This is a genomic window from Candidatus Chloroploca asiatica (assembly GCF_002532075.1).
In the GTDB taxonomy this organism is placed as follows: domain Bacteria; phylum Chloroflexota; class Chloroflexia; order Chloroflexales; family Chloroflexaceae; genus Chloroploca; species Chloroploca asiatica.
In genome coordinates this window covers 22,820-35,600 of record NZ_LYXE01000127.1, presented here as the reverse complement: position 1 = coordinate 35,600, position 12,781 = coordinate 22,820, and the positions used below count along the sequence as shown (strand labels likewise).

At 59.2% G+C, this 12,781-nt stretch carries 11 protein-coding genes; 3 read left to right on the top strand and 8 right to left on the bottom strand.

Annotated elements, in window-relative coordinates:
* Window positions 1-32 precede the first annotated feature (32 nt).
* The 3 genes from A9Q02_RS16655 (at window position 33) to A9Q02_RS16645 (ending at window position 1,787) form a co-directional block, all read left to right on the top strand.
* Complete coding sequence (locus A9Q02_RS16655; RefSeq protein WP_097654214.1) at window positions 33-308, top strand: MoaD/ThiS family protein; 276 nt, start codon at window positions 33-35, stop codon at window positions 306-308.
* Between the two features lie 2 nt (window positions 309-310).
* A complete protein-coding gene (gene moeB, locus A9Q02_RS16650; RefSeq protein ID WP_097654213.1) occupies window positions 311-1,465 on the top strand; it encodes a molybdopterin-synthase adenylyltransferase MoeB in 1,155 nt (384 codons plus the stop codon).
* A gap of 73 nt (window positions 1,466-1,538) precedes the next feature.
* Complete coding sequence (locus tag A9Q02_RS16645; protein ID WP_097654212.1) at window positions 1,539-1,787, top strand: hypothetical protein; 249 nt, start codon at window positions 1,539-1,541, stop codon at window positions 1,785-1,787.
* 141 nt (window positions 1,788-1,928) lie between these two features.
* On the opposite strand, the gene A9Q02_RS16640 is transcribed toward A9Q02_RS16645, so the two are convergent.
* The 8 genes from A9Q02_RS16640 to A9Q02_RS16605 form a co-directional block, all read right to left on the bottom strand.
* On the bottom strand, window positions 1,929-2,087 hold the full coding sequence (locus A9Q02_RS16640; protein WP_216361543.1) for a DUF4258 domain-containing protein: 159 nt from the start codon (window positions 2,085-2,087) through the stop codon (window positions 1,929-1,931).
* 215 nt (window positions 2,088-2,302) lie between these two features.
* Window positions 2,303-2,689 carry a type II toxin-antitoxin system VapC family toxin gene (locus tag A9Q02_RS16635; RefSeq protein WP_097654210.1) on the bottom strand — a complete coding sequence of 129 codons (387 nt, stop codon included), beginning with the start codon at window positions 2,687-2,689 and terminating at the stop codon, window positions 2,303-2,305.
* Window positions 2,686-2,922, bottom strand: a complete 237-nt coding sequence (locus A9Q02_RS16630; protein WP_097654209.1) for a type II toxin-antitoxin system Phd/YefM family antitoxin — start codon at window positions 2,920-2,922, stop codon at window positions 2,686-2,688. The genes A9Q02_RS16635 and A9Q02_RS16630 overlap by 4 nt, the downstream gene beginning before the upstream one ends.
* A gap of 496 nt (window positions 2,923-3,418) precedes the next feature.
* Window positions 3,419-3,670, bottom strand: a complete 252-nt coding sequence (locus tag A9Q02_RS16625; RefSeq protein WP_097654208.1) for a DUF2442 domain-containing protein — start codon at window positions 3,668-3,670, stop codon at window positions 3,419-3,421.
* Window positions 3,671-3,679: 9 nt separating this feature from the next.
* The gene (locus tag A9Q02_RS16620; protein ID WP_167857335.1) at window positions 3,680-3,937 is read right to left on the bottom strand and encodes a DUF4160 domain-containing protein; all 258 of its coding nucleotides are present in this window, start codon (window positions 3,935-3,937) and stop codon (window positions 3,680-3,682) included.
* Window positions 3,938-4,164: 227 nt separating this feature from the next.
* Complete coding sequence (locus A9Q02_RS16615) at window positions 4,165-4,644, bottom strand: GNAT family N-acetyltransferase (protein WP_097654207.1); 480 nt, start codon at window positions 4,642-4,644, stop codon at window positions 4,165-4,167.
* A gap of 26 nt (window positions 4,645-4,670) precedes the next feature.
* The gene (gene aroQ / locus A9Q02_RS16610) at window positions 4,671-5,135 is read right to left on the bottom strand and encodes a type II 3-dehydroquinate dehydratase (RefSeq protein ID WP_097654206.1); all 465 of its coding nucleotides are present in this window, start codon (window positions 5,133-5,135) and stop codon (window positions 4,671-4,673) included.
* Window positions 5,132-12,781, bottom strand: a complete 7,650-nt coding sequence (locus tag A9Q02_RS16605; protein WP_097654205.1) for an NEW3 domain-containing protein — start codon at window positions 12,779-12,781, stop codon at window positions 5,132-5,134. The genes aroQ and A9Q02_RS16605 overlap by 4 nt, the downstream gene beginning before the upstream one ends.

Genomic DNA, 12,781 nt, shown 5'->3' with positions numbered 1-12,781 from the left:
AAAAACGGCCAGCCTAGATTAAGGAGAGACCAATGGCGATTACCATTACGATTCCCACGGCCCTGCGCCAGTATGCAGGGAATAACGCGACGGTGGCCTTTGAAGCCGAGACGGTCGGGGCGCTGCTGCAACGCCTCGTCGAACACTATCCCAATCTTGGCAAGCATATCTTTGATGGCGGCAAGCTGCGCAGTTTTGTTAACGTCTATGTCGGCGACGAGGATATTCGCTACCTGCAGGGCGAAGCGACCCCGCTCAAGGATGGCGAGACGGTTTCGATTATTCCTGCGATTGCTGGAGGAAGGTGAGCATGGCACCACCAGTCTTGTCGAATGAAGAGATCCGGCGTTATAGTCGCCATTTGATTATGCCCGAAGTGGGGATGGGGGGCCAGCGCCGCCTGAAGCAGGGCAGTGTCTTGCTGATCGGTACCGGTGGTCTCGGTTCACCATTGGCGCTCTATCTCGCTGCGGCGGGCGTCGGCCATATCGGGCTGGTTGACTTCGACGTGGTTGACGAGAGCAACCTGCAGCGCCAGATTGTCCACGGTACCTCGACGGTCGGGGTTGCCAAGACCGAGTCGGCCCGACGGCGCCTCCACGATCTGAATCCGCTGGTTGAAGTGACGACCTACGAGACCCCAATCACCTCGGCGAACGCACTTGACCTGATGCGGCCTTACGATATAATTATTGACGGTACCGACAATTTTCCAACTCGTTATCTGACCAACGATGCCGCCGTGATGCTCGGCAAGCCGAATGTCTATGGCAGCATTTTTCGTTTTGAGGGGCAGGTCACCGTTTTTTCACCCAAAGATGGCGGGCCGTGCTATCGCTGCCTCTATCCCGAACCACCGCCTCCTGGTCTGGTACCATCGTGTGCGGAAGGAGGCGTGCTCGGTGTCTTGCCTGGAGTGATTGGCACGCTGCAAGCAACTGAGGCGATCAAATTGCTCACCGGCATTGGTGAGCCGCTGATCGGACGTTTGCTGCTCTATGATGCCCTTGAGATGCGTTTTCGTGAGTTGAAGCTGCGCCGCAATGTCAATTGTCCCGTCTGTGGTGACCACCCAACCGTCACCGAGTTGATTGACTATGAACAATTTTGCGGCATTGCCCCTGAGGTACAGACCTTGAGTAGCCAGTATGAGATTACCCCGGTCGAATTGGCGGCATTGCTTGAGACGCCCGAACGACCGTTCCTGCTTGATGTACGCAATTCGTATGAAGTTGAGATCGCCAGCATCGCCGGAACCGATCTGCTTATTCCGGTTGACCAACTTCCTGAACAGATCAATAAGCTCGACAGTTCAGTCGAAATCGTTGTCTACTGCCGCAGCGGGGCCCGCAGTGGTCAAGCCGTCGAGATGCTCAAAGCCGCCGGGTTCCGCAAAGTCAAAAACCTGGTCGGCGGGGTACTCCGCTGGAGCGACGAAGTTGATCCGAGAATGGCGAAGTATTAGGTAGCACCTTCGTTGGGGGCAGACCTACACACATAGATCTGCCCCTCTACATTGCCCACGAGAGGATCTTCGCATGACCCTGGAAGACGCCATCACCGAACTATGTCAGCGTATCACAACGATCTGCCCCGAGGCGGTGCTGCGCATTGCCCGTGCTTCCGAAGAAGAAGCAAGCATCCGTGTCTATGCCCCGGCAGGCGTCGAGACGGCAATCAAAGCGGACACCCACGAGTACACGATCGATCTGCTGACCAGCGAGGGCCTCGACGTGCAGGTGCTTGTTTACGACATCGCCACGTCGCTTCCGCCCACGGAAACGTGACGTTTTGCTCCTCCCCACAAGCTATAGCAGTCCTATCTGGGTTGTAAACAGCAGTGCCGACTAATACCAATTAACCTTGACGACACCGCATTACGGTGATGCACGAGGCTACCTGTTTGCATATCGAAAGCAAAGTCACCTTTATAACCGATAGACCGTGATGATCACCAACTTGCCCGTAGGGCTGATTTTTGCAACGGTCGTCATTTCATAGCCTGCAACCGTGTCGCCTTTGACCAGATACTTCCACTCACCAGTAACAGCGTCTTTTTGGCGTTCAACAATCTCACCTGTGAGCAAACTGTCAGCATGGGCAACACACAAGAGCCGACCCACGTCCGATGTGCCGAGGATGCTCCAACGATCCTCGGTTGCGGAAATCCATCGCGAAGGTTCGCCGCAACGTTGGGGTTGTTGGCATATCTAGCCAGTGCATCAGCATCAGCATCATCCAACGCCCAATCGCGAATCGTGGAGTGGCCGATGGCAATGCTCATGGTCAACTCGCATAGGCGTTACCAAGCCATACGAACCGGATAGGATTTGAAAATGGGATCGGCGCTGACCAAGGTCGCGTCTTCACTGTTCGCTTGCGCAACCAATAAGCGATCAAATGGGTCTTTATGAACTGTCGGCAGACCATCCAATGCGAACACATGCGTAGGCAGAATTGGCAAGACGTTCACGCTATTCGTGGCTTGTTGATGCGCGACAATATCGACCAACGGCAGCCGCAGGCTCAATTTCCCAAGCTGGTGCTTGATGTACATTTCCCATAGACTTGTGACACTGAGGATGAGATCATTGGCGGGATCACTGCATAACGCCAGCGCGGTGGCGGATAATTTGGCAGGATCGCTGTCCCACCAGATAAACGTATGCGTATCGAGCAACAGCTTCACGGTGTTCCGGTCCAGAACTCATCGGGCAAAGGCTGATCAAAATCGGGGCTCATCGTCATACTACCGGCATGTAACCCTGGGACTCGCCGTGCAGTGTGCGGCGTGATGGGTACCAGGCGCGCGCGGGGTATCTGACCATCCAGTAAGATAATTTCCTCTCCGGTCGCGACCTGGGCAACCAATTCCGCAAGGTGCTGCTGTGCTTCGTGGATCTCAACTGCTTTCGTCGTCATAGCGTCCTCCCGCGATATGTGCAAATTGTAGCCCAGGATCGCGGTAGTGTAAAGCTGGCGGTGGGCGAGTACTGGCGCACGGCGCAGGTATCGCAGACACTCGCTCTCGTACGGATGTGATGGATGTGCGATCCAACATGAAGGAGACAGCGATTCTGCGGCCTCGATCAGCCTGACCCGTGCGATACCGCGATGATGCCACCTCAATTGGCCCTGTATGGTGCGACGCCGCACGGTTGCCGCCTATCCAGGATTTGGATAAACCGTCGGAATGGCGTTACGGGCTGAGGCGGCCCAAAGCCGCACGTCAGCCGCGGGTGATCGCGAACACTCGATGCGAACCCAGGCCCATGCGCCGGTCGGCTGGACGGGGTGTTGGGCAACGGCCTAGGCAACGTCGTCCGGATCGGGGCTGAGCCCAGAGACCCGCTGCATTCCCCGTTGCGCTCACGTTGGGATTGTTGCAGACCGCATCAGGCCGCTTGCTCGTCGCTGCTCATGCGGCGACATGTTCGGGCTTCTGCGCCAATGACAGCAGGAATTCGGGGGCAAAGTCAGCGCCGTTGGGCCATTCAATCGTGCGACTGGTCAAAGCTACTTGCCGAAACACCTGCTGATCGCGCAGAGGTTCGAAGACCTCTCCGTAGAGTTCTGGTTCCAGATCGACAACACCCTCAACGCCGTTGTTGAAGTGCAGTTGGAGCCGATAGCCGTCCAGGTATTGCACATTTGTTACATGGATAAACATTTCACCTCTTCAACGGAGCGGTTCCACGGGTTTGAGTGCTTGTCGCGCTTGCGCCCGTTCCCAGTTTTCCATAACTTCGTCGCGATGTTCGTCCAACCATGACCAGATCAGATTCAAGGCGCGTCTGGGCATCCTGCCCGTAACCAGTCCACTGGCGATCTCAATGGTCGCCTCGAAGTCTTGATATTCTGCATGAAAGTGAGGTGGCAGATGGTCGTTGTAGTTCATCGTGATCTTAATGCCATAGAACGTTGACAACGTTGGCATTGTCGTTCCTTCCGAATCATTGCATCGTTCCTCAAACAGTCACTTGACGCCCGCCTAACGGGGGGCTTCAGGTGCGCCACGTAGCAAAAGGCTTCATTTCTTTCTCCTGATGCGCCAATCAATAACATAACCTTGCCAAACGGATTCTACTTACCATTGTAGCGCGACATGCCGAGATTGCAAAGGGCTGGCTAACGTTCGAGCTACGTTGCCCGCAGAGGCAAGTGTTAGGTAGCACCAGGCACCGGTTTGAACATATTGATATTTGTGGCGACATAGCCTAACTTGGTGTAGAGCGCTTGGGCTGCAAGATTATGGCCGAAGACATGCAATGCGACTCCCGATAGGCCAAGTCTTGTAACTTCCACTTCCAAAGCCTGAAAGGCCCGAGAAGCGTGACCCTGCCTTCTGTGCTCAGGCTTTACATAGATGTCGTAGACATAAGCGATGTGGCTGTTCGCTCTTTCCTGCTCGACAAACCACAACGTTCCGACCGGAAACCCTTCTGGGCTTAGAACGGTGAAGATGTGGTTTTTGTCGGTGTCCTTTCCATTTGGCAGCAGCTCGGCATAGTCCTTTCGAGCTGAATCGAGCGCTGAATCCTTTGGCCATTGGCCAGAGGAAACCTTGTCTTTGGCATAGGCCGGGATAACTATCTCAAGCCAGGCTACGTACTCGGCTTCTGTAATTGGTCGTAGAACTGTCACGCAGTCTCCTTGTCAAAAAAACCGCCTTATGTGCTGAGTTGTGTGGCCTGGGAGGGGGGGAGCAGCGTCGGAATGAGCCATTCGAGCGCGAGCATGTACCCCTGCCAGCCCAAGCCGGTAATCTGGCCCGTGGCAACTGGCGCAACGACCGAGGTGTGGCGAAATGGTTCGCGGCGGTAGACATTCGAGATATGTACCTCGATGATCGGGGCGCTCAGCGCGGCCAATGCATCGCGTAGCGATAGGCCGTAGTGCGTCAACGCACCAGGGTTGATAATCACCCCGTCGGCCTCCCACCCCTCGCCTTGCAAGAAGTCGACCAGGGCACCTTCGTGATTGGACTGGAAAGCGATCAGGCGCATCCCCGCCGCCTCGGCGCGTGCGGTCAGGGCGGCATTGATGTCAGCCAGCGTGGTATGCCCATAGATCGCGGGTTCGCGCCGCCCGAGCATATTGAGATTCGGTCCGTGGATGACGGCAATCGTCTTCATCGGCGCACCAGCGGCAGGAAGACGCGTGAAGGCGTCTGCCCACCCGTAAAGTAGATCAGCGATAACTCAATCGCATCAGTAACAGTTTCGTCATTGGTCGAGCGCCCTTCGATGCGCAGGGTCTTGATGGTACCGGGCGCAATGCGTTCAGGTACCACGACGCGCATCGAAACGCGGGCAGTACTCGTATGATCAACCCATACACTGCTGCGACTCAGATCAACCTCCCAGCCGTCACTTTCACCAACAACCGTCAGGGTGATGGTATCACTCCCACTGCCGAGATTGGTCACCGCAAGATCGCTCATACTGATCAGGCCTTGCCCTGGTTGCACCCGACGTACCTGTGACGAGGCGAGTTTGAGGCCGGCAACCAGGGTCGCCCGCAGGTCGATCCGAGCCTGTGCTTGAACCAGCACTGGGGCATCAAGCTGTTGTGCGGTCACGATCGCAACATTCGGCGTGTCAGCCCGCACCCCTTCAGGGATACGTACCAAGGCAAGGATCTCGATCTCTTCATCAGGACCAAGGGTTACAAGGTCAGGGGTGACGTTGGTAAACCAGCCGAGCGAGTCGGCCACGCGCAAGCGGAACGTCCCTTCGGTGGAGCCAAGATTGGTCAGGGTATGCCGACTCTCGACCACTGTCCCGGGCGCACCGGCCAGATCTGTATCGGGCGTCAGCATAAGGCCAAAGAGCGGCCCGACCCGCGTGACGGCTTCACCCTCGTCGAGGATGACGGTCGGCAGACCCGCTTCAACGAGCCGCAAGACGGTTGTATTCGTATCGCCGCGCACAGCTTCGGGCGGTGCGGTGACGTTGATGGTTACTGTGCCGGTCATCCCCGGAAGCAGGGCAGGCGTCGCCACACCTACCTCAGAACGCCATCCTGGCAGCGTATCGCTCAAGACCAGCGTATAGCTGGTGCGTTCCGTCCCCGTATTGCGCACGGTGATGGCATAGCTGGTGGTTGTCCCACCGACATTGACGTTGCCACGGGGGCTGTCGAGCAACTCGCCCGCAACCAATGACCCGATCGTCACGACAGCAGTCACTTCCGCCGCCGGGCCATCGTTCACCCCGACCGCACGCACGGTCAACCGCTGTTCCTCACCCGCCAGCAAATTCGCCGGAACCACCGTCGTTGTCGTGAGCGTCCGCGTACCAGCACGCGCCAGATCACTCACCTCGGTCGGCGTCAGATTGACTGTCCACGCTGGCAGGGTCGCCGTCTGGCTCACGGTGAGCGTATAGCTATCGGGCACGTTGCCGGTGTTTTCGAGCGTATGGACAAAGGTCACCGTCTCGCCAGGCAAGGCCTGTTGCGCCAGATTATCAGGGCGCAAAGCAACGCCACGCACCACCGCGACTTGCACACGAAGCGTGGCTTCATCAGTGATATTAGGCACCGTCGGATTCGTCTGGGCACTATTATCTGCGGTGGCCGCGACGATCAGATCCGTCACCCCAGCCTCCGCCGTAGACGGCACCGTGACAGTCACGGTAAATTGACACGACGCCGCTGGCGCAAGACCAGGAAGACCAGACGGACAGCCATTGCCCGTCACGTCACCCGTCCAGCCAGACGGCAGACCAGTCACCGGCCCGGGCAGGATCGGCGCAGACGCATTGCCCGTATTGGTCGCCGTAAAGACCACCGTCACCGCGACAGGTTGCGTCACCCCGGCAAGGTTAACCTCGGGCGGTGCGACCAGATCAGGACTCAACACGACCGATCCTCCGGCGACCACAACAAGTTCAATTGAACGCACGGCTGGCGCAGGCGGCTCAAGGCCACCGACCGCCCGCGCCGTGATCGTCAACGGGTAGGTTCCCGCCAGCGCCGCCGAATCAACCGCATACCTGATCTGAACTTCGGAACTGACTCCCGCCGCCAAATTATCGAGACTCGGCGTTGCCGTCACGTCGAGCAGCGTCACGCCGGCAGGCGGCACCGAGCTATCAAGGGCAAAGCTATCGACCCCATTGCCGGTGTTAGTCAAGACATACGTGAAACGCACCGTCGTGCCAGGAACCGTGGTACGGCGCTGGAGTGGCTCGGGGGTAAAGACAAAGTCACGCACGACCCGTTCCGTGACCGTCACGAGCGCCGTGACTTCGGCCACCGGGCCAGCATTGACACCGGCCGCACGGAGCGTCAGGCGCACACTTTCGCCCGGCAGTGCCGTCGCAGGCACCACCGCTGTCGTGGTAATGGTACGGGTTCCATCACGCGCCAGATCGCTGACCAGCGAAGGACTCACCGCCACCGTCCAGACTGGTTCAGCCTGGGGCTGGAGCACACTCAGATTAAAGCTATCGGGCGCGTTCCCCGTATTTTCGAGCGTATGGACAAACGTCGCGGTCTGACCGGGGCCGGCTAACTGGGCAAGCCCATCAGGCCGCAACGCGACGCCTCGTTCAACCGCCACACGAACGCGCAGCGTGGCTTCATCAGTGGCATCCGGCACCGTCGGATTGGTGCGTGCGCTATTATCTGCCGTGGCTGCCACCGTCAGATCAGTCACACCACCATCAGCATCGGCGGGAATCGAGACCGTGACGGTAAAGCGACACGTCGCCGCCGGGGCCAGGCCAGGCAACGCAGCAGGACACGCATTACCTGTCACCTCACCTGTCCAGCCAGCCGGCAGACCAGTCACTGGCCCGGGCAGGATCGGCGCAGGTGCGTTGCCCGTATTGGTTGCCGTAAAGACCACCGTGAGCGCGACTGGTTGCGTCGCCCCGGCCAGATCAACCGCTGGCGGCTCGGCCAGCGTGGGCGCAAGTGCGACCGCACCACGCCCACGCACCACAAGCTCAGCGGCACGCAGGGCATCTGGGGGAGGATCATCGCCCCCGCTCACGCGAGCGGTGATCGTCAACGGGTACGTTCCCTCCAACACACCAACCCCAACCGTGTAGCTTACATGCACGGTCGAGCCAGCGCCAACGGGAAGATCATTCAGACTCGGCGTTGCCGAAACCCCCGCCACACTCAACCCGGCAGGCGGCACCGAAGGAACAATGGTGAAGCTATCGGCCACATTGCCGGTATTGGTCAACCGGTAACTGAAGCGTACGGTTGTCCCGGGGTCGGTGGTCACACGCTGGAGCGTTGCGGGGGTAAAGAGGAAGCCGCGTACCACCGGCCCAATGCGCGTAGTTGCTTCCCGTTCATCAAGGATGACCGTGGGCGCACCATCCTCGACCAGGCGCAGTTGCGTTGTATTGGTAGCGTCGGATGGAGCATCAAGCGGTGCGGTCACACTGATCACCAGCGTGCCGGTCATCCCCGGCGGCAAAGCAGGCGTCGCCGGGCCAACTGCAGAACGCCATCCCGACAGCGTATCGCTCAAGACCAGCGTATACCTGGTGCGTTCGGTGCCCGTATTGCGCACTGTCACCGTATAGGTCGTCGTCTCACCGGGATCAACGCTGCCACGCGGGCTGTCAAGCAATTCGCCCGCAACCAGTGACCCGATCGTCACGACAGCGGTCACTTCTGCGGTCGGCCCATCGTTCACCCCGACGGCCCGCACCGTCAACTGTTTGACATCTCCCGCCAGCAGATTCGCCGGCACCACCGTCGTTGTTGTGATCGTCCGTGTGCCATCACGCGCCAGATCACTCACCGCTGTCGGGGTCAGACTGAGCGTCCAGGCTGGCAACGTCGCCGTCTGGCTCACCGTGAGCGTATAGCTATCGGGTGCATTGCCGGTATTTTCGAGCGTATGCACAAAGGTCACCGTGTCGCCAGGCAACGCCGCTTGCGCGAGGTTCGCAGGGCGCAGGGCCACCCCGCGCACCACCGCAACCTGCACACGGAGCGTGGCTTCATCGGTGACATCAGGCACAGCCGGATTCGTCTGGGCGCTATTATCGGCCGTGGCCGCGACCGTGAGATCGGTAACCCCGGCATCAGCGGTAGGCGGCACGGTGACTGTCACGGTAAAGAGGCATGAGGCTGCTGGCGCAAGACCGGGGAGGTCAGACGGACAGGCATTGCCCGTCACCTCACCCGTCCAGCCAGCGGGAAGTCCAGTCACCGGCCCGGGCAGGATCGGTGCCGACGCATTGCCGGTATTGGCCGCCGTAAAGACCGTCGTCACCGCAACCGGTTGCGTCGCCCCGGCGAGATCAACGACGGGCGGCTCGGCACGCTCAGGGGTAAGCGTCACCGCCCCACTGCCGAGGACGACCACCTCAAGCGAACGCGGCGCAGGCGGGGGCGGATCAGCGCCGCCAGTGACACGCGCCGTCACCGTCAACGGATAAGTCCCGGCGAGCGCATCATCCGCCACCGCATAGCTCACCTGCACCGTGGACGAGCTCCCGGTAGCCAGATTGCTCAGACTCGGCGTCGCAGTTACACCAGTGAGCGTCAAGCCAGCCGGTGGAGCCGATGTCGCAATGGCGAAGCTATCAGCAGCATTGCCGGTATTAGTCAGGACATAGGTGAACCGCGCCGTTGCCCCAGGATCAGTAGTCACACGCTGCAGCGTCGCAGGGGTAAAGGCAAAGCCACGCACCACCGGCACGATAATCGTATTGGCAGTCTGAGCCACCCGCGCCTCGTCACCCGTTACAAAGGCCCGCAACCCAAAGACGACGGAGCCAGCGGGGGGCGCACCAGGCGTATTGACCAGCACAGAGACCGTCATCGTCTGCGTAGGAGTCAGCGTAAATGACGCTGGTGTCACCGACGCCACCGACCATCCGGGCGGCGCATCGCCAACAAAACCGGTACTAGCGACCGTGAAATCACCAACCACATCGCCGACATTGCTCACCGTATGGGTAAAGATCGTCGTCGGCCCGGCGAGCGTCGTCGTCAGGGGACCGGTGAGCGCAGGGAAGGCGGGGCCAGGCAAACGCACCGTCGTCGTATTCACCACCACATTCGACGAACGCGCCGTCCCGACGAGCGCACGGACACTCGTCGTTTCGGTGGCCGCCTCGGCCTGGGTAGCAGGCACCGTCACCGTCACAGGAATCTCGGTTGACGCATTGGGAGGCACCGTGACCAGGGTTGGCCCATTGGCCCAGCGCTGGGTCGAAGTCAGGGCCACCGAGAACGTCAGGGTGATCGGAGAAGTATTATTGAGCGTATGCAGATAGGTTGTCTGCTCGCCAGGGGCCACGGCACGTTCGGTACCAGCCGGATCGGCGACGAGATCAAACGCAATGGGCGCACACGGATTATCAACTCCGAGGTCAATGCGGGTACTAAAAGGCGACGTATTGCCAGTAGCATCAGTCACCGTTGCATTAATATAGCGCTGACAGACGGGCAACGGAATATTGAAGGTTCCATCAGCGAGCGTTAAGCCCGATGCAAGATAGATCGGCCCCTCGTCGGCCTCGGTGCCACGCGAAGTTGTAAAGATCTCAACCGTGCAACCGAGGCCACAGGCGGGATCCGTCAAGCCAGTGACACTGGGGGGTTGAGGCTCGGGATTCTGTTGCAGCTGCGGATTCAGCGTCGGCGGGGTACGCCCGGCATTGCCGCCTTCAAGCAGAGCAATCCCCGGCCCCTGATGAAACTCGGTCGTCGTCTGCGAAATCCGAATGCCAGTCGCGCCGCGAATCTGAATACCGGGTGCATCGGCACCACCATTGCGCACCAGACGATTGCCAAGCAGATCATTATTACTGGCGAGATTTCCATCAAACAGCGCACCAATCAAAATACCAGGTACGACATCAAAACTCTGGCCGGAGCCATTATAGGCAACGAGGTTCTGACGGATTACATTGTTTGAGCCATTAAAGAGACGAATGCCAACCGAGAAATTGCGCGGAGCGGCGGCGAGATTGGCATCAAGCGGCAACTCGCCCGTTGCCGGGGCACCAATAAGATTGCCCTCGATCAAGAGATTCGTAACGGCACCAGCAGCAACACTCGGTTCGCCCAGGGCAAGACCCTGGCCAACCCCACCAATCAGATTATTGCGCACCGTCACGCCGGTGGTGCGCCAGATCCGCATGCCCTCGGTACCGGAAGGCGAGGCCGCATTCAACGGCGTCACGCCATCAGGGCGCACCCCGAGATAGTTGCCCTCGATCAGGTGACCACTCGTTGTACAGGTCCCATTGCTGCAGCGATTGGTTCCCAGCGCCACCGGATTGATCAGGATCGCGGCACGCGCACCACCGATCAGCGCACCGCCATACGCAATCACATTGCGGTCAGCTATCGTCGTCCCGCCAATAGTCACCCCGGTACCATGCTCAAGAAAAATACTCGCGCCACCGAAGGCTGTCTGACCCGCTTCAGAACGATCACCAGACGCACTGGTACCAAGATAATTGCCCTTGATGACATGGTTACTCGAACGAACATGAACGCCAAAACTACGGCTCGCCGCGATCACATTCTTGGGGCCAACCGTGACGCGACCAGGCGGAAACTGGGTAGTACCACCGCCAAGTAACCCAATGAAGATCGCCCCCGACGAGCTATCACTGGTTGTGCCATTCGGGAGTGGCGTCCCATCGGCAGTCAAACCGATCAGATTGCCAAGAATGGTCGCATCGCCCCAGGCAAACCCGCTATCAAAGAAACGAATACCGTAATTGGTATTGCCCGCAATGATGTTGCGGTCAAGTGGATCGAGCCCACCAATCGTCGTATTGCGCGGACCATAGGCATTGCTCCCAAGCTGAAGACCAAATCTATTCGGAATGGGCGTGCCGCCACGCGTCACCCCGATCGCATTGCCCACAATCACGTTGTCACGCGCAATGAGCGGGTTGGTCGACACCTGTCCAAGGCCGGGCATAAAAATCCCAAACGACTGAGGGAACCCCCCGATCACATTGTTCCGGATCGTCGTATTGACCGCACCGGCGCCCAGGCTCATCCCCGCGCTGTCTGTGCGTGTCCCATTGTTGCCAGCAGCATCGCCCGCGGGCGTCGTCCCAATATAGTTGCCCTCGATCAGATTATTCTGGTTTAACGCCGTGTTGCTCGCCGAATTGATCCGAATGCCGCCCATGACATTCGACGTCAAGACATTGCGTTGATCATCACGGTCAGCCCCAATGATATTATTGCTCGCCCCATTGCCGATAAGCAGGCCATAGCCCTGATTGCCCTGGGCCGTCCCATCGGCAGCGAGGCCGAGCCAGTTCTGATAGAGTTGATTGCCGCTCGCACCATCAAGAAAGATGCCCGCCCCAGCGAGATCCGCCGACATACCCGCCGGAGCACGAATAATCGCCAGGCCCCGCACCACATTGTTGTTGCTCTGGAGATGCAAGCCATGCGAGCCCGGCGCAATGCCCAAGGCATTCAGCGTCACATTGGGCTGCGTCCCCGCAGGATCGGCGCTGGTCGCATCAAGCGTCGTCTCGTCATCAGTCAAGATGGGCAAGGCCGTTTCCAGGAAGATCGTCCCGGTCACGCTAAACGTGATGGTATTGGGGCCAGTGCGGCTATTCGCCAGGCGGATCGCCTCGCGCAGGCTACACCCATCAGAGCCACAATCATTGGCCCCACCATTGTCAAGGTCAGTGAGATTGCTGACGACAATATTCTCCTGAGCAGCGACAATCGACCAGGGCACCGGCAGCGCTGCGAGCAACGAGAAGAGCAGCGCCAGCACGAGGACTAGCGCGAGACGACGATTGAGTGATGCCAC

Coding starts and splice junctions, on each gene's coding strand:
- A9Q02_RS16655 (WP_097654214.1), top strand. CDS start 33: ATGGCGATTACCATTACGATTCCCACGGCCCTGCGCCAGTATGCAGGG.
- aroQ (WP_097654206.1), bottom strand. CDS start 5,135: ATGAAGACGATTGCCGTCATCCACGGACCGAATCTCAATATGCTCGGG.
- moeB (WP_097654213.1), top strand. CDS start 311: ATGGCACCACCAGTCTTGTCGAATGAAGAGATCCGGCGTTATAGTCGC.
- A9Q02_RS16645 (WP_097654212.1), top strand. CDS start 1,539: ATGACCCTGGAAGACGCCATCACCGAACTATGTCAGCGTATCACAACG.
- A9Q02_RS16620 (WP_167857335.1), bottom strand. CDS start 3,937: ATGCCAACGTTGTCAACGTTCTATGGCATTAAGATCACGATGAACTAC.
- A9Q02_RS16625 (WP_097654208.1), bottom strand. CDS start 3,670: ATGTTTATCCATGTAACAAATGTGCAATACCTGGACGGCTATCGGCTC.
- A9Q02_RS16630 (WP_097654209.1), bottom strand. CDS start 2,922: ATGACGACGAAAGCAGTTGAGATCCACGAAGCACAGCAGCACCTTGCG.